The 21105-nt window shown below is 43.8% G+C and carries 20 protein-coding genes and 2 pseudogenes; 11 read left to right on the top strand and 11 right to left on the bottom strand.

Annotated features, from left to right (window positions below; translation table 11 throughout):
- Positions 1–512 precede the first annotated feature (512 nt).
- The 3 genes from ACM0OZ_RS25335 (at position 513) to ACM0OZ_RS25325 (ending at position 3375) form a co-directional block, all read left to right on the top strand.
- On the top strand, positions 513–830 hold the full coding sequence (locus ACM0OZ_RS25335) for a hypothetical protein (protein ID WP_414585590.1): 318 nt from the start codon (positions 513–515) through the stop codon (positions 828–830).
- A 153-nt stretch (positions 831–983) separates the two neighbouring features.
- Positions 984–2528 carry an AAA family ATPase gene (locus ACM0OZ_RS25330; RefSeq protein WP_414585589.1) on the top strand — a complete coding sequence of 515 codons (1545 nt, stop codon included), beginning with the start codon at positions 984–986 and terminating at the stop codon, positions 2526–2528.
- A gap of 4 nt (positions 2529–2532) precedes the next feature.
- Positions 2533–3375, top strand: a complete 843-nt coding sequence (locus ACM0OZ_RS25325) for an HNH endonuclease (RefSeq protein ID WP_414585588.1) — start codon at positions 2533–2535, stop codon at positions 3373–3375.
- Between the two features lie 159 nt (positions 3376–3534).
- On the opposite strand, the gene ACM0OZ_RS25320 is transcribed toward ACM0OZ_RS25325, so the two are convergent.
- Entirely contained in the window at positions 3535–3849 is a 315-nt protein-coding gene (locus ACM0OZ_RS25320; RefSeq protein WP_414585587.1) for a hypothetical protein, read from the bottom strand.
- Positions 3850–4360: 511 nt separating this feature from the next.
- Here ACM0OZ_RS25320 and ACM0OZ_RS25315 point away from each other — a divergent pair.
- Positions 4361–4567, top strand: coding sequence for a hypothetical protein (locus ACM0OZ_RS25315; RefSeq protein WP_414585586.1), 207 nt, complete (start codon positions 4361–4363; stop codon positions 4565–4567).
- Positions 4568–4605: 38 nt separating this feature from the next.
- Here ACM0OZ_RS25315 and ACM0OZ_RS25310 read toward each other — a convergent pair whose 3' ends face one another.
- Entirely contained in the window at positions 4606–5973 is a 1368-nt protein-coding gene (locus ACM0OZ_RS25310) for an RNA-guided endonuclease InsQ/TnpB family protein (protein WP_414585585.1), read from the bottom strand.
- 228 nt (positions 5974–6201) lie between these two features.
- Positions 6202–6369: a hypothetical protein gene (locus tag ACM0OZ_RS25305; RefSeq protein WP_414585584.1), complete on the bottom strand. Its 168-nt coding sequence runs from the start codon at positions 6367–6369 to the stop codon at positions 6202–6204.
- A gap of 174 nt (positions 6370–6543) precedes the next feature.
- Between ACM0OZ_RS25305 and ACM0OZ_RS25300 the strand changes: the two genes are divergently transcribed.
- From ACM0OZ_RS25300 to ACM0OZ_RS25285, 4 genes are read left to right on the top strand one after another with little or no spacing between them, the layout of a single operon-like run.
- Positions 6544–7179: a sigma-70 family RNA polymerase sigma factor gene (locus tag ACM0OZ_RS25300; protein WP_414585583.1), complete on the top strand. Its 636-nt coding sequence runs from the start codon at positions 6544–6546 to the stop codon at positions 7177–7179.
- A 34-nt stretch (positions 7180–7213) separates the two neighbouring features.
- Entirely contained in the window at positions 7214–8176 is a 963-nt protein-coding gene (locus ACM0OZ_RS25295; RefSeq protein WP_414585582.1) for a DUF1822 family protein, read from the top strand.
- A 22-nt stretch (positions 8177–8198) separates the two neighbouring features.
- The gene (locus ACM0OZ_RS25290; RefSeq protein WP_414585580.1) at positions 8199–10556 is read left to right on the top strand and encodes a CHASE2 domain-containing protein; all 2358 of its coding nucleotides are present in this window, start codon (positions 8199–8201) and stop codon (positions 10554–10556) included.
- Between the two features lie 15 nt (positions 10557–10571).
- A complete protein-coding gene (locus ACM0OZ_RS25285) occupies positions 10572–11366 on the top strand; it encodes a DUF928 domain-containing protein (RefSeq protein WP_414585579.1) in 795 nt (264 codons plus the stop codon).
- A gap of 12 nt (positions 11367–11378) precedes the next feature.
- On the opposite strand, the gene ACM0OZ_RS25280 is transcribed toward ACM0OZ_RS25285, so the two are convergent.
- The 6 genes and pseudogenes from ACM0OZ_RS25280 to ACM0OZ_RS25255 all read right to left on the bottom strand — a co-directional run bounded on the left by ACM0OZ_RS25280 (position 11379) and on the right by ACM0OZ_RS25255 (position 14275).
- Positions 11379–12023 (bottom strand): hypothetical protein, encoded by a 645-nt coding sequence (locus ACM0OZ_RS25280; RefSeq protein ID WP_414585578.1) that lies wholly within the window; start codon positions 12021–12023, stop codon positions 11379–11381.
- 236 nt (positions 12024–12259) lie between these two features.
- Complete coding sequence (locus ACM0OZ_RS25275; RefSeq protein WP_414585577.1) at positions 12260–12610, bottom strand: hypothetical protein; 351 nt, start codon at positions 12608–12610, stop codon at positions 12260–12262.
- 22 nt (positions 12611–12632) lie between these two features.
- Positions 12633–13641: pseudogene (locus ACM0OZ_RS25270) on the bottom strand (ISKra4 family transposase); the annotation flags it as partial.
- Position 13642: 1 nt separating this feature from the next.
- Positions 13643–13885, bottom strand: a complete 243-nt coding sequence (locus tag ACM0OZ_RS25265) for a hypothetical protein (RefSeq protein ID WP_414585624.1) — start codon at positions 13883–13885, stop codon at positions 13643–13645.
- Positions 13886–13905: 20 nt separating this feature from the next.
- Positions 13906–13986: pseudogene (locus ACM0OZ_RS25260) on the bottom strand (hypothetical protein); the annotation flags it as partial.
- A complete protein-coding gene (locus tag ACM0OZ_RS25255) occupies positions 13973–14275 on the bottom strand; it encodes a plasmid pRiA4b ORF-3 family protein (RefSeq protein ID WP_414585576.1) in 303 nt (100 codons plus the stop codon). The gene ACM0OZ_RS25255 and the pseudogene ACM0OZ_RS25260, both read right to left, overlap by 14 nt.
- Before the next feature lie 821 nt (positions 14276–15096).
- On the opposite strand from ACM0OZ_RS25255, the gene ACM0OZ_RS25250 reads away from it, so the two are divergent.
- Positions 15097–15876: a DUF3472 domain-containing protein gene (locus ACM0OZ_RS25250; protein ID WP_414585575.1), complete on the top strand. Its 780-nt coding sequence runs from the start codon at positions 15097–15099 to the stop codon at positions 15874–15876.
- Positions 15877–16159: 283 nt separating this feature from the next.
- Positions 16160–18652 (top strand): hypothetical protein, encoded by a 2493-nt coding sequence (locus ACM0OZ_RS25245; protein ID WP_414585574.1) that lies wholly within the window; start codon positions 16160–16162, stop codon positions 18650–18652.
- Positions 18653–18865: 213 nt separating this feature from the next.
- Here ACM0OZ_RS25245 and ACM0OZ_RS25240 read toward each other — a convergent pair whose 3' ends face one another.
- A complete protein-coding gene (locus tag ACM0OZ_RS25240) occupies positions 18866–19069 on the bottom strand; it encodes a tyrosine-type recombinase/integrase (protein ID WP_414585622.1) in 204 nt (67 codons plus the stop codon).
- Between the two features lie 60 nt (positions 19070–19129).
- On the opposite strand from ACM0OZ_RS25240, the gene ACM0OZ_RS25235 reads away from it, so the two are divergent.
- Positions 19130–19876 (top strand): hypothetical protein, encoded by a 747-nt coding sequence (locus ACM0OZ_RS25235; RefSeq protein WP_414585573.1) that lies wholly within the window; start codon positions 19130–19132, stop codon positions 19874–19876.
- 117 nt (positions 19877–19993) lie between these two features.
- Here the strand turns inward: ACM0OZ_RS25235 and ACM0OZ_RS25230 are convergent, their stop codons facing one another.
- A complete protein-coding gene (locus ACM0OZ_RS25230) occupies positions 19994–20809 on the bottom strand; it encodes a DUF3050 domain-containing protein (RefSeq protein ID WP_414585572.1) in 816 nt (271 codons plus the stop codon).
- Between the last annotated feature and the right edge of the window lie 296 nt (positions 20810–21105).

Raw genomic sequence — 21105 nt, 5'->3', positions numbered from 1 at the left:
ACCTACACTCCCGCTCATGGGTGAGTGCAGGCTTCCGGTCTCACTCGCCGTTGCCTCTTTGTACAAGTACAATTTGGTCTTACACAGCGTCTCTCGCCAATAGGCGTTTACTAGGTCATAAGCCTAGACCCCGGCAGTCGCCCAGCCTTCCGCAGGCGAATATCGTTTTTTTGTCCGAGGATTCGCATGGAGTGTGCTTTGCTCTCCAGCGGCAAATCCCATTCCCCTGGTCTACCGAGCTTTCTGCGGTAAGCGTCGTTACGCTACTTTCTTTTGACCTATCTGTTTGCTGGCGGGCGGGTCAACGACCATCTCTATAATATCACGGAGATAGACAATCAACGAGGACACCCCTGTCCCGCGTTAAACGACGTTTAATATAGGTCGGGGGTGTACCGAGTTTTTGTCCAGGACAGCAACTACCGCCTCCCTTACGGGTAGGACGTAGTTTCGCGCCCGAATTAGCTAAATTGCCTACAGCCAGCTCTAGTGTGTCTCTTGGCATGAAAAGCATGGCAAACGGTATTCTTTTACCGTCAAATACGGTAACGCCAATTGAGTGCCTACATTATGCATTGAATCTGCCCACATCGCTTGTAATTACGGGAATTGACAGCATGGAGATTCTCGATCAAGCGTTTGAAGCGGTGCGGACGTTCAAGCCGATGAATGATGAGCAGGTGCGATCGCTGTTAGCAAAAACAGCAGAAGCGGCATCACGCGGCGAGTTTGAGCCATTCAAAACCTCATCAATTTACGACGGCACTGCCGAGAATCCGGATTGGCTAGGAGAGGTGCCAGAGCGCATCCAGCAATTGATGTCAGTGTGAGCGACAGAGCAGATTGAATTAATTGATGTGCTATACAAGAGCTAATGCAGCTTAAATGATAGACGATGCACTGCGAACGAATTGTTAGGCTTTAATGAGTTTTCCCTCAGCTAATATTGAGAACATAAATGCCTTACGTTATTTTCTATTCTTATGTTTTTTACTGTTCTCTCCTCAAGAACACCAACCTTATCTTCAACTCTTCCCAATGTTTTCCTGGTTAGGGATAACTGGGACGACTGGTTTGAGTTTTCAACTTTATTTTCGTTAATCATATTTGATGAAGCAGGTGAACAACACCAGCCAGGGGGTGTCAAAATTGGTCAGTTTGGTATGCAGAAGGGACAACGTAGCCCTCAAATACCAGATGAATTCGATGCATTGGACGAACACTTCTTCTCGCTTGGGCAAGAAGACAGCTATTACGAGAGTCTAAAGAAACTCAGTCACTCACTACGAGAGCGAGTGCTAACTGGACTAAGGGATGTCGTTGCAGATCTTTCACTATTTGAGAGAGCACTTGAGGAGCGAGTAACTAAGATTTCACTTTTGAGGTCTGTTACTCCTATGTCTGTGCGTGGACAGTTCCGACGATTGGTAGATGGAGGAGCTCGGCTCTCTCGCTACGACTTCTCCTATCAATCGCCAAGTCGTAGTGGTAGTACAATACCTTCGATTGTTCTATCTTTTGAGGTTGAACCAGAGTCAAATCCTCCAACTAATATCCATGTCTTAATCGGTCGGAATGGTGTTGGTAAAACTCGTATTCTTAATTACATGACACGTTCACTAGTGGATGAAGAGGCATCCCCCAATCAATTTGGAAGGTTCACTTCCCAAGAGATGAGCAATAATATTGAACTTTTCGCAAATCTAGTTTCTGTTACTTTTAGTGCCTTTGATGATTTTGAACCACTGCGTGAGAGAAAGGATAAGACAGTTGGTATTAAATACTCTTATGTTGGACTAAAGCGCTTGAGTAGCAAGGGAAAAGAGGCTAACCCTGCACCAAAAACTCCTCAAATATTGGCAACTGAGTTTGTAAGTAGTGTACGCGCTTGCAGGCAAGGTGCTAGAGTCATTCGCTGGCAAAGATCTCTGGAAATGCTTGAAGCAGATCCAATCTTCAAAGAAGCGGAGGTAGCATCACTAGCTGATGGTAATGAAAATGAGTTATTTGATAAGAAAGCTCGTAAAGTTTTTGATAAGCTCAGTTCTGGTCACAAAATTGTTCTCTTGACAATGACCCGGTTAGTTGAAACCGTTGAAGAGCGTACATTAGTTTTGCTAGATGAGCCAGAAGCACATCTTCATCCACCACTTCTGTCTGCATTCGTTAGAGCGCTTTCTGAGCTTTTAATATATCGAAATGGCGTTGCAATCATAGCAACTCACTCGCCCGTTGTTCTCCAAGAAGTTCCTAGAAGCTGCGCTTGGAAGTTACGCCGTACTGGCTCTGAAGCCATAGTTGAAAGACCTGAGATAGAAACTTTTGGAGAAAATGCTGGTATCCTAACACGTGAAGTATTCGGATTGGAAGTAACACAGTCTGGGTTCCATAGATTACTTCAGGCTGCTGTAGAACACGGGAGAAGTTTTGAATCTACTATGGACATGTTTGATTATGAACTTGGAGCTGAAGCACGTGCTATCTTACGCGCTCTGATCGTAGCACGCGACTCCGAAGAGGAGTTGTAACGTCATGCGAAAGTTGACAAAGCCTCTTGATGAGCCTGGAGCAGTTTTCCTCACGTGCATCAGCCGTGTTAGGAACATTGGTTTAAAGTCCCGTCTAACCTCAGTCGGAGCAACTATAGTAGCGGCTGCTAATGAATTTGAAGCGGCTGCTTCAACGACTACGCTTCATACATTGATACCGCAAAATGATGTTAATGGGATAGTGACAAAGCAAGAGATGTTAGAAGTATACACAAATAGGATGGCAAAAAAAGATGCTCCAGGACGCTCAATTTACGATAAGTTATTGGCTGCTCCTGCACATGGTCGTTGTCCCTTATGTGGACAGCGCGTAGTCTCTACCCTAGATCATCATCTACCTAAGACCGAATATCCGGCACTTGCTGTTGTTCCAATAAATTTGGTTCCTGCTTGTGCAGATTGTAATAAGACAAAGATTGCTGCAATTCCAAAGACGTCAGATCAAGAGACAATTCATCCATACTTTGATGATGTCGAAACTGACTTATGGCTTTATGCAAAAGTTATTGAGACCTCTCCAGCTGTCCTTCAATTTTTTGCGAAACCACCTGTAGGTTGGGATATTCTGAAGGCTAAACGCATCGAACACCACTTTAAAGTATTTAAGCTTTCATATCTTTACACCTCACATGCAGCAACAGAACTTGTCAATATTCGAGATCGTCTTGCTCAGCTTTTCTCTAAGACGGGCTATAAAGGAGTTAATGCTCATCTCAGTGAAGAAGCTGCAAGTCGTGAGTCAGTATATTTAAACTCTTGGCAAACAGCTATGTATAAAGCATTGGCTGCTAGCTTTTGGTACTGTTCTGGAGGATTCAGCGCATGAGTAAAGTATCTAAATATGCATGATATAGACTTGTTTCTCCATATTCCAAGCCAAGCCTAACAATTCGCTTAGCGCAGACTCATGAAAGCCTTCCACTGCTGAGTTCAAAGTTGTTTGCAGCCCCTCACGCGAATCGTTAGGCAGATTTTCTCCACCAGATTAACTAGATTTACTGTTAAAGTCATTTAGACTTTTTGTGGCATCAAGAAATGCTCTTTGCTCTTCATTCTGCCGAGTAAGTGTTTGGATTATATAGGACAATGCAACCCGTATGTATTCGGAGTTCTTTAGACACTCCTCTTCACGAAGCCTGTGAATTCCAGCACTCAATGTGTCGTAAATTATTGCTAAAGGATTCATCCCATTTGGTCTTAAAATATTCTGAATCATCTTCCAGAAACCTATCGATATCTTTGTCAAGATTGATTGACCAAGCAGGACTTTGACCAACTTTTCTAATCGTGCTAGCTTCATAAGGGGATGGTATTAATTGGATTAATACCAACTGTCCGGATAGCAGGCTGCTTTGGGTGGATAGACCGCAGAGTTCCGTATATCTTCCAAATTATTCTCTAAGGAACAAGCGTTGGCTTTGACGTAAAATCTAGCCGATGAACGCAATCGTGTTTCTCTACTGGTTTGTCTTATAGCAAGAATTAGCGGAAATCGATGCTATATGCGCCAAGCGATGCTCATGGAGACGCTTCGCGATCGCAATTCCCAGTATACATCTGTTGCAAGAGCTAAGCCATCCTACCAGATTGGCGCTCGTACTAAAAAGTAGTCATAGACAGAACTCCAGGAAGGTATCCTCGAACACACAATATTGAACTTCCGTCCTAACCATAGGGAAGATGAAACAGAAGCGCGATCGCAGCTACAACATACATACCATAAAGCATTCGGTTTTTGTGAGATACGTCTGATTTCGTCTGGAGCGTCGAGAGGCAGTATCCAACCAACAAACCGATAAGGAGACTTTTTTATGACCACAACGACCCCAAACCGAACGACCGACTCAACTTCTCATGCACCCGCTCCCTACACCGGATTCGATCGCCTATTCATCGGTGGACGTTGGGTCACAGGAAAGACATTTTTCATTTGGAAATCCCTTATTACTGGCTTTGACGTTCGTGCTGAGTTTGGGTGCTGCCATGAGTGCGCCAGCATGGCAAGCGATCGTCCGTGACGCTCCTACACTGCCCTAACGGGGAGCGTGTAGGCTTCTCAGGTATTCCGGAGAATACGGAGAACTTCCTTGGAGGTGGTATCGGTAATAGAATTTACTATTGCCATACCACCTTTTCGGCGTTTTATGCTGGGGAACACGTCCAGCCCCAGCCTCTTCAAGTTGATAGCAGCATTGACATCTCTATCAACCCAGAGCTTCTGCATTTCATCCCAATACTCTCGAATATCTCTATCAGTAAAGGCAAATTCGTCTCGGTAGGAGAGCAATTGAGAGCTATAGGCAGGATTCTTTGCAACCACAACGGCTCCAGCTTTTCCAGCTATGTGACCTAAGATTTCAAAGAATTGACCAAATGCAGCATCAGCCCATGACAGGTTCAACCCTGATTTGACGGACTGACCGTTGGGAAGATATGCCCCTGTCTCGTCTTGTTTAGGGGCATTGCGTCGGGTAAGACCTGTTAGGTTGAGGTCTTCATAGAAAAATACTTTCTTGCCAGTTCTCACTAGTTTGTGAGCAGTTTTGTACTGGAAATCTTTCCTCGCTCTAGCTATTTTCTGGTGCTGCCTTCCTTCTGTTTTAGCTAGCTTACGTCTAGACGCAGAACCTTTTTTTCTTAAATTCTTCTTCTTAGATATCTGAGCTAGCTTTTCTAAACTCTTGCGTAGAACTTTGAGAGAGGGAAGCTTTGTATTCTCTGATGTTGCAAGGTAGCTGTCTTCATGCAAGACAGCATCCAGTCCCATCGAGTTTTCCCATGTAGGAATAATTGATTCTGGGGTGATAGTAGGAACGGTTACATCTTCTAGTCGTAAGTTTACAAACCAGCCATCGCTCTTTTTGATGAACTGCAACTGCTTGAGAACAGCGCCATCCGGGATATGTCTATGTGACCGAACTTTAATTAAGCCAATCTTAGGGACTTTGATGTAGAGATACTTCCCGCCCACTGAGCAAGAATGCAACTCTAGTCCAGCACCTTCAATTACGAAAGAGCGAAAACGAGACTCGGATTTAAAGCGTGGTTTTCCACTACGCTTCCCAGATGAGTCGCCTGCAATAAAGCGTTCAAAGGCTTTGTCTACTCGCTTACAAACTTCTTGTAGCGTGTTTGCTGGTACTCGCGAGAAATCTAGCTTTTGCCCAGACCACTGAACAACAACAGGTTCTTTTTTGAGGTCTGGCAATTGTTTTTTCTGGTTGTAATAGTTTGGCTTGTCCCGTAATTCTGGTAAGTGTGTTACCAGAGGACAGGCATTAACGGGGGAGCGGTTGCACTCCCACCAATCAAATCTGTCACCTAATTGGCGGTTGTACCAGTACTGGCACGTTCTGAGCCAGAGATTTAGCTCTAGCTTCTGTTGAGTTGTTGCGAATGTTTTGTACTGGTATGTGTATTTCATGTCATCATTGTAAATGAAATCCTTTTACACGACAATGGCAAAACTTACAGAGTGTGTTAATTTTCGTCTCACCCCAGAAGAAAAACAAGTATGGCTGCAATATTGTGACATGACAGCCAGAACGCAAAATGATGTGTTTAGGGATTACCTTCGGGTGCTAGCCAAGAAAATGTCAAAGAAGGGGGTATCGAACCCCCTTCTTTGACCCGCATTCCTCTCACACTCCCCCTATCGGGGTGAGATGTAGTTTCGTGCGGTTTTAGCTGAACTTGTACCTTGCCCTGAAGTACCTACCGCAGTCGCCTTAAGGGGAAACGCGATCGCACTTGGGAGTGCAGCGATCGGGTGAATCTTGGGGCTGGTAGTTGCCAAGCGGTATCGCTTAGCCGCAGGCATAGCGACAGGAGCCCTCTAAAGGGCGATTTTCCGGGTGACACTGCCCTTTGATCGCTCCATCCCACTCTCAATAAATAAATTTTTGTAACAATCAACAATAGTTTGTGTAAAACCCGCGCTTTCTAGCTGAGAAATATAGAGCGCAACTCGGTGCAATGACATTCGAGGTCTTTTATGACAAACGACTCGTTGAGAAAACAGCTAGATGTACAACTTAAAAAATTAGCGCTCCTTGCCCAACGACACCCACAAGCAACCAAGGAGCGACGGATGGCTTTAACACAGCTAGTTGATGCCATTTGGCTGTCAGGTAAACTTATTCGTCCCTATAGCGGTCAATTTCAACGACTTTATGAAGATATTTATCAAGAAGCGGTACAAAGTCTATTCTTTTATATTTGTCGAGATGACAATATTAGCAAATATGACTCAGAACGGGGTGAAGTCATAACCTGGGTGAATATGCTACTCACTAAACGCTTTTTTCCAGAAGCTATACCCGTAATTGTAGGACAAGAAAATGAAATAAGTTTAGACAAGTCTCACATAGAAAATATTTCCGACTCTGAATCTACGTCTTTGTATGAACAAATCATTCAATTTATAGAATCTGACCCAGAAGGAATTTTTATCAAAGAACATATAAAAGGTCATCCGGAAGCAAATTTTCAAGAAATAGCGAGAAGAAGGTATTCGGGAATTCCCTGGAAAGACATCTCAGCCGAATGGCGAATTGGAATTTCATCATTACATAATTTTTATCAAAGATGCCTGAAAAAATTTGCTCCTATATTAAGAGAATATTTGTAGATTTCATAAAATTTAACCGGGTGGTCAAAAAATTATGAGCAACAAAACAGGTTTTTTAACATTTACAGGACTTATATCTCCAGGAGCTAGGCGGCTAGCTGAACAATTATGTAGACAACAAGCCACGCCTGAAAAAGGCGAACAAGTCCGTCTCAATACTTTATCTGTGTCTTTTGTGAATTCATATCTACAATGCATGGGGTTCGAGACAGACTTGGAAGCGAGTGACAGTTGGAACCCAGTGCAGCATTTACTTATGGACGTAGCTGATTTGTCGCTAAAAAATTTAGGCTCGTTAGAATGTCGTCCGGTATTGGAAGGGGAACAGTTTGTCTATGTGCCACCCGAAGCACAGTTAAACCGAATCGGCTATGTGGCTGTGCAAATTAGTAAATCATTTCGAGAGGCAAAGTTGCTAGGATTTGTCAAGGAAGTATCAAATGATGTATTATCAATCAGTCAACTGCATTCTTTGGAAGATTTACTGGATTATTTAGAATATCTGACTCAATTAAATACAGCCAAATTAGCTGATGATTCGCTCAAAGTAAATAATAATTTGGTCAACTTGAAGCAATGGTTTGAGAATATTTTTGATGCTGGCTGGCAAGAAATTGAATCTCTCTTACGCACTCAACCAGCCTATGTAGCTAGTAGCCTTAGAAGTAGTAAGGGCGATTTGGTTAGCAGGGGCAAGTTGATTAATTTGGGGAAACTTTTGACCGAGCAAGCCGTCGTTCTAGTCGTTACTCTCACTCCAGACAATGACCAGGAAATGGACGTTATCGTGGAAGTACATCCCACAAGCAAAGAAAATTATTTGCCACCAAATCTCCATTTGACATTGTTGGATTGTGATGGAGCATCTGTCATGGAAGCCCAAACTAGAAGCAGCAATAAGAATATTCAATTGGAGTTTAGTTGCGAGATAGGAGAACGTTTCAGTGTTAAACTCGCTCTGGCGGATGTCAGCACTATAGAAGATTTTGTCATCTGAAGCGAATATAGAGGTGCTGCCAATGAGAAAGTTAGTTGTCCTGAAGCTAGATGGCGATTTAGAGGTGGGGGTGCGGGTGACGCTGGAGATTGGGGAAGAAGGCTTTCGCCCCAGTACAGAAATTTCCGGTAAGTTACCCTCAAATCCAAACATGGTGAGAGCAATTGACCAGTGGCGGTCAACTTATTGCAGTCTGGGAAATGCCCGTATCAAAGCCAAAAAAATTATTTACGATGGTTCCATTACCCAGTGGCGCAATGACTGCGAAAGCGCTGCTTGTGAGTTGCGTAAGCATCTGAATAACTGGTTGCTGTCAGAGTCTTTTCGCCCGGTGCGGGAAAAATGGCTCAAACACTTAATGCCAGAGGACGAAGTGCGGGTGCTGATACGCACTCCTTGTTTGCAGATCAAGAAACTTCCTTGGCATTTGTGGGATTTGATTGATCAAGATTATCAAAAAGCTGAAGTCGCTTTAAGTGTTCCAGAGTCAGAACAAGTGGCAGCCGCATTGCAGACATCTGCCCAAAGAAATAAAATCAGAATTTTAGCGATTTTGGGTGATAGTAATGGTATTAATGTAGACCAAGACCGCCAGTTACTAAAAAAATTGCCGGGTGCGGCTACGACCTTTTTGGAACAGCCTCAACGTCAAGACATCAACGACCAGTTGTGGAACCAACCCTGGAACATCTTATTCTTCGCGGGTCATAGCAAGACCGAAGGTGACACTGGTCGCATCTATATTAATGAGACAGAGAGCTTAACAATTGCCGAACTCAAGTATGCGTTGAGAAATGCTGTTGCCAACGGGTTGCAATTAGCGATTTTCAACTCCTGTGATGGGTTGGGATTAGCGCGAGAACTACAAGATTTACATATTCCGCAAATTATTGTCATGCGAGAGCCGGTGCCAGACTTGGTGGCTCAAGCATTTTTAAAGCATTTTCTGCAGGCTTTTTCCTCAGGACAGTCTATATATGCTGCCTTTCGGACTGCTAGAGAAAAACTCCACGGACTAGAGGGCGAATATCCAGGCGCAAGTTGGTTGCCAGTCATTTGCGAACATCCTGCTGTAGTGCCAATGGCTTGGGCAAAATCCCGAGTTCCCAACACTCGCCGCCTCGGAACCTTGCTAGTTTTGAGTTTGTTGATAACCGCTGGCGTACTAGGGATAAGACACCAAGGAGGATTGCAAACATGGGAGTTGCAGGCTTATGACCAATTCATGCGATCGCCGCCTCGCTTTTTACTCGCTTCGCGATCGCGTCCACAGGAAAAGCAAGATTCGCGCCTGTTGATAGTCACTGTCACCGAAGATGATTTGAAACTAAAAGAACAGCAACAAGGAAAAGGGTCACTCTCAGATATAGCACTGGCGCAGCTGTTGGAAAAACTTGCACAGTTCCAACCGCGAACCATTGGCTTGGATATTTATCGTCCTTGGACAGTAAATCCCAACCAGGCTGCTTTAGCCACTCGTCTGCAAACTGCTGATAACTTCTTTGCGATTTGTAAAGTGAGCGATCGCACACAAGACCATCAGGGAACTTCACCTCCAAAGGAAGTTCCAAAAGAACGCCAAGGATTTAGTGATATTGTCCCAGATCCAGACGGTGTTGTGCGTCGTCATTTATTGGCAATGCAACCAGCAGACCCAACAACCCCATGTACTGCACACTACGCCCTTAACGCCCAACTGGCATTCCACTACCTCCAGAAGGAGGGTATTTCTGCCAAATACACTCCCCAAGGGGATTTGCAGCTAGGCAACGTCGTATTTAAGCGGTTGCGGTCTCACATGGGTGGATATCAACAATTAGATACAGAGGGCTATCAAATATTGCTCAATTACCGCTCTTACCAAGATTCTCCTTTAGAAATTGCCCCCACAGTCACACTCACAGATGTTCTTAGGGGTAAGGTCAACCCGGAACAAGTCAAAGACCGAATTGTCCTCATTGGTACCACTGCCCCAAGCTTCCGTGATTATAGTCCTACCCCTTACATGACTGGGCAGGGTTTTTCCCTGGAAATACCAGGGGTCATTCTGCAAGCACAGATGGTGAGTCAGCTTGTGAGTGCGGTGAAAGATGGGCGACCTTTGATATCAGTTTTGCCTGTTTGGGGTGAAGTGTTGTGGGTTTGGGGTTGGTCTGTGGTTGGAGGAGCAATTGCTTGGCGCTATCAGTCAGGACGACATCTCATACTAGCGGGTGGAGGCGCAATAGGCGTTTTATACGTTGTTTGCTTAATTCTCTTTTGCTCTGGCATTTGGGTTCCCCTCGTCCCGTCAGCCTTAGTTTTAGTAGTGACTGGCGGCACAGTGGCGATTTACCTCGCTTCACAACAAAGTCAGCGACAATTGATTTTTACAATTTGAGGCATCATAAAAAAGATGAAATTGTCTGTGCAAAAGATTCAACTTTCCCTCGCCATTAGTTTTTTAACACTTATCAATTTAACACTCCTTAGCTGTATACAAGTGCAGGCACAGCCTGGAAACTCCAAGGGACAATTAAACCAATCATTGATTTTCGCTGCACCGCCCCCACCACCAGACATCGGGGAACCAGGTAAGCGAGCAGAAGCAGGTAGCCGTGGCTGTGGTCAGGATACCATGAAAAAACCCCTGACTTCTTCTCAAAAGCGGCTCACAGCCTTAGTACCTGTTTATTCAAAGTCAGAATTGGTGTTTGCAGCAACGATTGCCGAACATCCTAGTTTCTCGTTCTATGTTCCTTATTCGTCGTCCTTAGCTTATGGAGAGTTTGTGCTAGAAGATGAAGCACAAAATCAGACTATTTACAAAACTTCTTTGACAGGGACACCAGGAGTAGTGAACCTGAGTTTGCCATCAAAAGCAGCACCTTTGGAGATTGGTAAGAGGTATCGTTGGTATTTTAACATCTACTGTAAGAAGGATAATCAAATTATTGCTGATGTTGAAGGGTACGTAAAACGGGAGCAACTGAACTCTGCTCTGAAAACTCAATTAGAAAAAGCGACACCAAGCCAGCGCGTAGCCCTTTATGGTACTAATGGTATTTGGTATGAGGCACTGAGCGCTGCTAGTGAACTGCGTCGTACTACTGGGCAAGATACTTCTTGGGTTGCGCTGTTGCAAACTGTTGGTTTGAATGATTTTGCAACTGAACCAAAAGTGGAGTGCTGCAACCTAGAAAGTCAGTAGTGAAGTCCAATGCTAACTTGCTCTGCAAGATGCAGGGTTAAACGAAGGACTATGGGGCGTGGTGGTGGGAGCATTTGCTATGAGGACGACTTCCCCTTTTTCGTTGATTATCCAACCAGTAGCTTCTACAATGCGTTCTGGTACGGCGGTAGTTGTTTTGCTGGTAACAGATGGACTATTGCGGTTATTACTGCTTGGATTGAGAGTGATTAAATCTACTTGAACTGCATCAGTGCTGAGGGCATCGCCGGGATTAGGAGGCAAGCCGCCGCGTCCGGTGATGATAAATTGGCTCTTAGCTACAGTTCCACCCGCAGTACAGCTTTGTGTCACTTGGGTATCAACTGGTACTGACGGCAAGTTAATTAAGCCGCGACTGAGGTCAACATCGGGTTGATTGATTTCTACGGTACCACTGAACTCAGGACTTGCCCCAGTGGCGGTGATGTCACTTGTTTTATCAGATGCTACATCTCGGAACTGTGTACCAAAGATACCTTGGGCATTGATTCGCACATTCCCGCCACGGAAGTTAGCAGAATTGGCGCTAATATCACTATTTTCAAATGCCGCTAATACGTCTGTGTCAATGTTGATGTTACCGCCGATGACATTTTCTCCAGTGGCGTTGGTTCTGATGTTGCTGCCACGGCGCATAATCAAATCTCGTGAGTTAATGTTAATTGTCGCCTGTTCCCTATTCGGGTCAAATTTAGCGCTTTGTGTATCAGCGCTGAGTAACTGGAGCTTAGACTAAGCAACAAAAAAAGACCCAGCAGCACGCTCGTTGATGAGACACAAGCTTCAAGCATAAAAATCTTTGTGATTAAGCGAATTCTGGTAACTGTTTGCGAGGCTTACTAGTAGTTTTTTTGACTATAGGATAGCGAATTCTACGTTGTCTTGCTTGTCCTGGTTTCCAACCAGGGGACTTTCCTTTGAGGTTTGGGTGAACGGGCAGGAGTACCAATAGCCTCTAAAATGATCCCCATAGCCTGAGCAACCCTTCCGGGGGTTAGTTTGTCTATCGACTTCTGCCAAGGTAGGGGGTTATCAGCAACGATATCACCAGCTAACCACAATTCCCAAGTAATCATCGGCATCAAGTCACTCCAACGCTCACATTGCTTGGGAGTACTGAGTTTTGGAAGAGTCCAGTGCAGGCGTTGCTTCAAAAAACGATACCAGTGGTCAACAGTAAAGCGACGTAAGTAGAGTCGCCAAACTTCTGATATTGGAGGCATTTGTTCTCCAATCCAAGCCAACCAAATACCACTTAATTCGTTCTAGCTCTTTGGGTATGTCTGTGTCTAGTTCGGTATCTTTTTTGCTAAGTCCTTTTGCCGTCTGATTCATCACTGTCAGCCGCATGGTGATATGAAACCAATCCAAGAGATATTCTGCGTTGGGATTGAGATAAAGCTGTAGTTCGCGTATCTTCTCATCACCGTCTGACAGGAAAGTTACTTGTTGATTCATTTGCATTCCAAGAGAAGTCAAGACCTCAAAGATCCGACGTTGGGGTTTGGTATCGTAACAAGAAACTCGCCCAAATCGCTTCGATGTACTGTCTGCTTTTATACTCTTATCAACGATAACTTCAAAATTACCTTTGGAAAGCAATTTTTTGTCGTAGGAACGAACATATCCACCATCCATTCCCAGTACCAAAGGTAAATCAGGTCGGGGCAATTCCTCCCAATCTCTTGGACAGCCTTCAATGTATCCTCCTTTTTCTTCCCCCAACTCGTCTTCTAAGCGTTGACCAATTGAGTGTAAGTTATTCCGTATCGATGTAGTGTTTATTTCTCCTTCTATTGGTAATACTTCCTGCAATAGTTTCACAGACAGTCCGTAAGACATCAAAGACCCAAACTTGGACTCCAGATACAATAGTTCTCTTGAAGTGCGTTCTGGTAGTAAGTTGGCTACTGGGTTAAAGCTACGGGTTGGTTGTTCCTGACACAGGCAGTGAAATAGTCGAGGGCATTTGAGATGTAACTTACCAAACAATGTGCGGTATACAATTGTACGCTTGTCTTTATGCAATAGTTTCTTGCGGAGCGTGCAAACATAATTCCTGTTGTTGAGAGTACTCTGCTACTTGTTGCTCGGCTAGGGTGCGTTGGAGGCTTTGTAGTAATGTTTTGGCTTCTGCTAGCTTTAGTCCCAAATTTTCTGGCTGTAAAGCACCGCGCTCAAGGAGCATAATTTCTTGGACAACTTGGGGATCTCCATTGTCTGACTCAACAACTATTTGGATTTTGACTTTCACACTATTTCAATACAAATAACATCTCTTTATCCCCAGCCGCGTATTGCTGTAACCGTTGGTTGATTTTTGGGCGGTCAAAATGGTCAACCATTAACCATTGGCGTAGTTCGTACATCTCTTCAATATTGCCAGGGATATCACCTTCATCCATAAAGTACTGCACCGAGAAGCTATATATCTTACCGAGTATTCCTGCTTTTGTGCCATGAACTCCCACGAGCCACCACAGTCTTCTGGAGGACAAGCACGTTGACCACTAATGCACACTGGATAAAAGCAATTTGATTTGGAAGTGAGAATTGCTTCGACCCGAATTTGATGCTGCCAGTTATCACCTTTCGTCATATTCGTATAAAAAACGCTCTCGCATTCGCCAGCCAAAATCTGATAATTTGACTTCTTTTGGGTCGTCAGAAAACCACATTCCCCCAATTTTAGCAATCCCGTAATGCTTACCATGGATTACAAAGCGATGTAGGTGGGAATCAGTCCACCCCATTGCTATCTGGATAATATAGTGCAAATCGGCGATTGTGCTGTCGCTGCGGATTTTGACCCTACGCCAAATCATTGGACTGATGCCTAGGATAAAAATATGAAGCTGGTAGATGACAAGTTCCTCAGAATTGGACATTTGGTCATCTTACCGCATTGCCAGTCTCATCTCCCCTGAAAAAAATCACTCTCTCGTTGATGGTGCTGACGTGCAAGATGGCTTTTATGAACAGATGCATTATCGTGAATGATGACGGTGATTTGTCCTGTTACACAAGTTGAAGTCAGAACTATCTTCGTACTGTACGAAGATGAATCAATTAATCAGCTTCTTAAACCATATTTAGAAGTTTGACTTTTCACGGGATGTGGAAAAGAAAGAGCGGTTTGCGAATAAAGTGATTCTGTTGGCGAATTGCGTTGGCGCAGCCCGTTGCAGGCATTGCTATGCTCAAACCTTTGAAATGTCGTAGCCGCTACGCCAGAAATTGTGGTTTACATAAATTCGCCAACAAAGTCACAATAATCATAGATTTTATATTTATTTTTCTAATCTTCTTTGATACTACAAAATGATATGTACAAATTCACAAAAATTACTATTTTTCCAAAAAATCACCAAAAAAATCATTAAAAAATGTACAATCAATAGATTCTACATACTGTTTACACAAATATCTGGCTTTTTGCACAATTTAGCATAATTTTCAATTATAACTTTTTTAATATACATTTCCAATAACTTGCTGATTCAATGTATGTTAGTAACTATGAGTTAAATGCACTCAGAGCAAAAACAAATTTTTAAGATTCAACTATATAGAAGCCTAAATGAGATTCAAACACAGACCTGTTGGAATCCTTCTCATTAAGGGAGCTAGATATCAGGTATTTGTAAATCAAATAGGATTCTTATATCAGGAATATGCGCGTTAGTTAATCATAACGAGGAAAAGAAGAATGAAACGACTTATACAAGTAATGTTGGCTTCAATATTAGTTCTTTCAGGAACGTTATTATTCCCTTCACTAGCTAACGCCGTTGTGGCTGGGGGGATGATAGCCATAGATCAACAGTGGCCTTCATCATCTTCCTTTAATAAGGTATCTTTCTTTCAGCAAATTAATGATGATGGAGGAAATAAATCACGCTACTACTGGGCTAATCAATTCTATTTTAAAAATGGTGACGGTGGATATATTGGTCTACAAAATAGATCTAGTGGTGTTTATGCGTTTAATTATTCCATTTGGAAAGCCGAGTCATGGGCTCCTCCTACCCCTAGTGAGCAGGGACATTGTAGATACTTTGATCATGAGGGTAGCGGGGTTCAGTGTGACGTGGTCATCCCTTGGAAAACAGGCCATTTATATCAACTTGATATCATAAAAGAAAATAATAAAGTAAAAGGTGTTATTACTAATTTAATGGATGGTTCAAAGACTAATATCGCTACAATTGTAATTCCTAATACTTGGGGTGGGATATATGCCTCTGTGGGATTTGTTGAAGAATTCTCTCAGGGAGATAACCAACTTCCATCTTGTTCTCATATTGGTGCTCAAACTTCTATTTTCAGAAATCCAATTGGTAATGATTCAGTGGTTGCTAAGCAATCAACACGCACATATGGCAACTGTAAAAATGAATATATTACTCATGCCGCATGTAATGACGACCAGTGTATAAATACAGTTAGTAATTTACAAGGGGCTTTACCACCTAATAACCGCCCTTGAGTAGCAATGGAACTCTAATGTCAGTAGATCACAAACTTTTCTAAGCTTACGCAATAATAAGGGTTTCAGCCTATATAGAAGAAGTCCAAACAGCACCTACTTGAGAGCGCTAGCCTTCAGGTCGGCTAGCGATATCGCCTGAAGTCCTGAATCAGAGGGACTTTTCTCATGCCCATGTACTTTGCTGAAATGTCCATGTGGCAGGGCTTCCAAAAAACTTTGTGATCTACTGATTGTAGATTTGTCATCAATTTCCAACTCAAATGCCTTAAAGGACAACAATATGACCCTAGCTTTTTCAGGATCTACATCCTCTCTCTCACAGAAGAGTCTCGAAGATATCTTTTTACCGTTTTTGAGCGATACTTCTAGCCAGCAGTGGGAAAATACTGATTTCCAGGCACTAACCAGTGAAAACTTCTACACCAAATCAGCTTGGGAGAGTTCCCAAGAAAAGCTGACCCAAGCTTTGAGCGGACTGATACCGGAACATAGGAGGAAAGAATGTGAGGATTACCACCAAGAGGTCAACAATGCCCTCGATGGCCTCGAAGAAGAAATAATTCTGTTGTACGACAAACTCGCGTCTCTCGACAAACAGGAGCAGCAAAAGTACAAGACCTCTATTGAAATCAGCTTCGAGAACTGTCGCCAGAAGTGTTCAGAGGTGTTTAAAGTATTGTACAGCGCACCTTTTGACTACTCTAGCCTCCCAAATCTGCCACATTTACTCTATCTTAGCTTCTATGTCCTGCGGGCAGGCATCAAACTCGATTTGATGCATCAAGAAAAAGAAGGGGAGGGGATATTTGCATCGTTAGAAGGACTCCTGGTTCGGGCGATGACAAGTGCTTTCGAACGGCGCAAATACCTGATCCAAACTGAACTGTCCGGTCCGTTCAAGAATCTTATTTATATTTACGACCACTACCTCCAGCAGTCACTAACTAACTGGGTAGAGAGCAGCGAAGAAGAAAACGCACGCAAAATTGATGACGCTTTGCTTCTCCTCGGAGAGCGCATCGCCGACTCCTATGTACAGGATCTTCAGTGCGACCAAATCAGTTCGCTCCTGACAAGAATTTGGGGAAGGCGAGAAGCGCAAACCTGGGCAAAAGTAAGAGAAGACTTAATCATCATCAATAAAGATGCCGAGTCCCAAGACCCAGCGCAAGAGACCCAAGACCCAGCGCAAGAGACCAAATCCTATACTCAACTGGCAGAATCGACTCAAGAAGTCGCTCTTGATTGGGTAAAGATGAGCTATATTCCCGAGTTGCAACCCGCATCCGTAGTACCTGCTGATTCTAGTATTCTACAAGAGATCATCATAGAAGTTGTTAATGCTTCCCTAGAAAGGTTCCTAGAATCTACTGCTCTAAGGACTTCGGTTCAACTAATAGCTGGAGCCGTCGGAGGCGTGTTTGCTAGCGCGGCTATAAGCGCAATCTTTAGTCTGATTTGGCCTCCACAGCCACCACTTACCGCCGCCGATGTAGACAGGATGATTAATGAACGTGTCGAGCGGGCTGTAAGAGAGATCACAATCTCAACTATCCATACTGATTTTAGGGTAGCGGTTCATGATTATAACGGAGTTATGGCTAAGAATCCAAACCATCTAACTCTAACTAGCTGGTTCGCGGCTAGATCAAGTTCTTACCGGCTTCAATTAACGCTACTAGACCAATCCCGCAATGCAGCACAAGTTCATTACCAAGTGCATCAATTAGTTGATGAAACAACAATAGTACGTTTGAATGTTCTATTGGGGGCACTGGATACAGCTGTAAAGACCAACCAACCTAACTCTGTAAGGTTGTTTCTAGACGAATTAGTAACGTTCATAAACACTTGGTATAATTACCTTGACAGATTAGCACGACAAAGCTACCTGGAGACAAGACGTCATTATGACATGCACGTTATTCATGATTGGTGGCAAAGTGAAGTAAGACTTATAGATAACATAAACAATCGCGCTATTTATGCAGCCGACTCGCATTGGGCTCAACATGATCATCTTAGTGGGGAAGAAGAAGCATTAAGGCGTCGAGTAGATTTTTTTGTAACCCTTAGTACCCAACTCCATAATCTCTGCCGGAAGTACGATACCACGTCACGAGAAATCCAACGTCTATTTGATCGGTTCGCTCCAACTTACGGCCAACGTCGATTAGCGAATGTTGGCAATGCCGACCGGAATATCTTTGCAAACTTTTTGATGGGCCAGTATGAGCGCTACGCCCGGTACTTCTGGAATTACAGAACCCAACATGGGAATGTACCTGATGCCAGACTAAGGTATCAGGTGGGTCGATTCGGACCGCCTGTGGCCAGCAGGAATAATAATTTCTGGGATTGGAATCGTTACGATTATTGCGTGCAAATTATCGTCAATAATAATTTAATAGCAACCCTAAGTGTTGGCGATTACCCAGATGTGACCCTGCTTCATCCCAACCTAAGTAATGGGATACCCTCAACAGCAAGAATAAAAATTACAGGAAGAGGACTGGTTGCAGCTTTCTACCAGAATAAAACTTTTTCAGGAACTAGAAATGTAGTGCCCTCCTCCTTAACTACTAATTTTCAGAACAATACACGCTTTGACATAAATAACCCTAGACCTAATGCCTTGAGTATCAAGGTCAGGATTGATGCAGGGTCGCTTTGGTTTCCAGGCAAGGGAAATTCAGCACTTGGCAGGTTAAGAACCGACAGACGTTGGGAAACCGAACTGATTCCGCCTCCCATAGTTAATCTGGAGTCCTAGAGCGGTGATTCCTCGCCACCCCACCTTTTTTAGGGGTGGTCGATAACCCCGAGAGTACGCGGCTGATTTCGCGGTTACCGTAATTAATTCAAGGAAAAGGGATTGAGGCTCCCTCACGAGACGTGAGGGATTTTCATAAGGAGAGCGATTTTTTTCGGGGGAGCTGGGCAATGTGCTCCCGTGACAACTTAAGATTTAACTTGATTTTAAAGATTAACCATCCCACAGTCCTTGAAACCGTCCAGATGCGAGTTCCGTGTAACGCACTGTGTGTTGGATATTGTTGTGTCCCAGGTAACTCTGAATTGTCCGGGTATCAATACCTCGGTTTGCAAGATAGTAACCTGTTCCATGTCGCAGCATATGTGCGTGAACTGGGAAAGGTAGCTCCGCTAAGGAGCCAGCTCGCTCAACAATTCCCCTAATCGTATTCCGTGCTAGCGGTCCTAGTCGAGAAGACTGAAAAATTTAATTGGTTTGGACTTAAATATATCCAACGTTGCCTTTGTTGGAGATAATAAAGCGGGATTATTGCCATTTGCTGAAAAAGTCCCCACCTACGAAAAAGAGATTGCTGCACTTCAAAGAAAGATGCAGCGTTCCCAACGGGTAAATAATCCTGAGAATTATGAACCCGATTTTCAAGTGAAAAAAGGTCATCGTACTATTACCAAAAAAGGTAAGGTAGTCAAGGGTAAGCGTCAATGGAAGAAGTCTAATAATTATAAGAAATTTGCCCAAAAGAAACGAGAATTGCAACGGAAAAAGGCAGCATATGCCAAAAGCCAAAATCGCAAAACAGTTAATGAAATCTTGCGGCATGGTAATGTAATCAAAACTGAAAAAGTATCTGTAAAGGGTTGGCAGAAGCGCTATGGTAAAGCTATATCTGCCAAGTCTCCCAGTTTCGTTCAATCTGAATTGCAACGCAAAGTTGAAAAAACTGGCGGTCAATTCATCACTTTTTCTACTCAAAAAACAGCACTTTCTCAAACTCACTTAGATGGGAGTCGTACCAAGAAATCGCTATCCCAACGAGTCCATCATGATGTAACTGGTATGAAAATGCATCGCGATTTGTTTAGTGCGTACTTGAGTAGATATGTCAATCAAGACGAGAAACTGTCATTGCAAGATGCCCGTGATGGGTATTGTGGGGCGGAGCCGCTCAAGAGTGGAGGCGTGGCAGGAGTCTTTAAACCGCAAACAAGTAGGCTCGTCTGAAAGTGGGTTGATTGCCCCAGAGTGGTTCTCCAATAAGCTAGGAAAGATTAACCAGATAGCTGTCTCCACGGAGTCCGGGCGAAAAGTTAATCCAAATTCCTAGCCAGAATCCCCTAGCTAGAAGCTAGGGGTGTGGCTCAAATTGTGTGACTCTCGCTTGGATTTCTTGCTATCTACTATATGCAAAGTCAATCCATTCCAAAGTGAGAGCCGCTCAAAAAGGGCTTTTTTTGCAGCACTTACAGCTTGTTCCCACTTCTGGTCGTCATCGGCGCACAGATGCTTAAGCAGTTGCTCACCCATTGGTCCATGAATGTCCTCGTCAAGGTGAGTATGGCGTTCCAGGTAGAGAGAGAGTTGTTTACACTCAAGGCTGGACTGGTCTAAGGTTTGAAGGATTCGTCGAAACATAGACGGAATAACATCTTCTCTGCCTAACAGGAATGTGGCTGCCACTTCATGTGTTGACTTGAAAGTTGCTTCCATTGTGCTGAGGACAAATGCCTTAGTTGTTGTTGGAATTGCGATATTATCCAGGGCTATTGGTACAGGTATTGCCTGCTGTAGCTTTTGAATAAAGCTTTGAATGGGAGTAGTGTTGGCACCAATCTCCTTCATTCCAGCAAGATAAAGGTCGAAGTGGCTGATAAAACGACCAGGGGAAACTTCGTCCGTTTCTTCAGCTAAAACAATGTCGTTGATCACTCGAGCAGAGAAAATGTCTTTTGGCGGTAGCCAAGGTACGGTGACACACGTAAGTTGTGCTTGCAGTGTTTTCAACAGGCTCATAAAATCCCATACAGCAAAGCTATGAGATTCCATGAAAATTCGCAGAGATTGCAGATCGCGCAGTTCGGTATAAACCGGATGAGCAACTAGAGTATTGCGAATGGGAGAAATCTGCTCCATCAGGAGTGTATAGCGGTCTATCATTCCGTCTCCTTATGAGGTTTGAAAATTTGTTAAATGGACAATATAAATTCAGTGGTATTGCTTTTTACAAGTCATGGGTGCAAGTAGCAGACAAACGTACGACCCAATGTCGCATTTTCGTCTGCTACTGAGATCCCGCGAACTACATTTACTAGACCATCGATTCAGTAATCAAAAACCTAACCCCCCAGCCCCCTTCCCTATAAGGGAAGGGGGAGCATTACTCCCTCTGCCCCTAATCCCCAACGCCAGTCGCGCCCGAGAGCGGGAAACCCTCCTGGAGCTTACGCTCCTCC

Origin of the sequence: Scytonema sp. PCC 10023 (assembly GCF_963920835.1) — a bacterium.
GTDB lineage: Bacteria > Cyanobacteriota > Cyanobacteriia > Cyanobacteriales > Nostocaceae > Kalymmatonema.
The sequence above is the reverse complement of the archived record's forward strand: the minus strand, read 5'-3'. Positions and strand labels throughout refer to the sequence as shown.

Coding starts and splice junctions, on each gene's coding strand:
- ACM0OZ_RS25335 (WP_414585590.1), top strand. CDS start 513: ATGGCAAACGGTATTCTTTTACCGTCAAATACGGTAACGCCAATTGAG.
- ACM0OZ_RS25330 (WP_414585589.1), top strand. CDS start 984: ATGTTTTTTACTGTTCTCTCCTCAAGAACACCAACCTTATCTTCAACT.
- ACM0OZ_RS25325 (WP_414585588.1), top strand. CDS start 2,533: ATGCGAAAGTTGACAAAGCCTCTTGATGAGCCTGGAGCAGTTTTCCTC.
- ACM0OZ_RS25320 (WP_414585587.1), bottom strand. CDS start 3,849: ATGAAGCTAGCACGATTAGAAAAGTTGGTCAAAGTCCTGCTTGGTCAA.
- ACM0OZ_RS25315 (WP_414585586.1), top strand. CDS start 4,361: ATGACCACAACGACCCCAAACCGAACGACCGACTCAACTTCTCATGCA.
- ACM0OZ_RS25310 (WP_414585585.1), bottom strand. CDS start 5,973: ATGAAATACACATACCAGTACAAAACATTCGCAACAACTCAACAGAAG.
- ACM0OZ_RS25305 (WP_414585584.1), bottom strand. CDS start 6,369: ATGCCTGCGGCTAAGCGATACCGCTTGGCAACTACCAGCCCCAAGATT.
- ACM0OZ_RS25300 (WP_414585583.1), top strand. CDS start 6,544: ATGACAAACGACTCGTTGAGAAAACAGCTAGATGTACAACTTAAAAAA.
- ACM0OZ_RS25295 (WP_414585582.1), top strand. CDS start 7,214: ATGAGCAACAAAACAGGTTTTTTAACATTTACAGGACTTATATCTCCA.
- ACM0OZ_RS25290 (WP_414585580.1), top strand. CDS start 8,199: ATGAGAAAGTTAGTTGTCCTGAAGCTAGATGGCGATTTAGAGGTGGGG.
- ACM0OZ_RS25285 (WP_414585579.1), top strand. CDS start 10,572: ATGAAATTGTCTGTGCAAAAGATTCAACTTTCCCTCGCCATTAGTTTT.
- ACM0OZ_RS25280 (WP_414585578.1), bottom strand. CDS start 12,023: ATGCGCCGTGGCAGCAACATCAGAACCAACGCCACTGGAGAAAATGTC.
- ACM0OZ_RS25275 (WP_414585577.1), bottom strand. CDS start 12,610: ATGCCTCCAATATCAGAAGTTTGGCGACTCTACTTACGTCGCTTTACT.
- ACM0OZ_RS25255 (WP_414585576.1), bottom strand. CDS start 14,275: ATGTCCAATTCTGAGGAACTTGTCATCTACCAGCTTCATATTTTTATC.
- ACM0OZ_RS25250 (WP_414585575.1), top strand. CDS start 15,097: ATGAAACGACTTATACAAGTAATGTTGGCTTCAATATTAGTTCTTTCA.
- ACM0OZ_RS25245 (WP_414585574.1), top strand. CDS start 16,160: ATGACCCTAGCTTTTTCAGGATCTACATCCTCTCTCTCACAGAAGAGT.
- ACM0OZ_RS25230 (WP_414585572.1), bottom strand. CDS start 20,809: ATGATAGACCGCTATACACTCCTGATGGAGCAGATTTCTCCCATTCGC.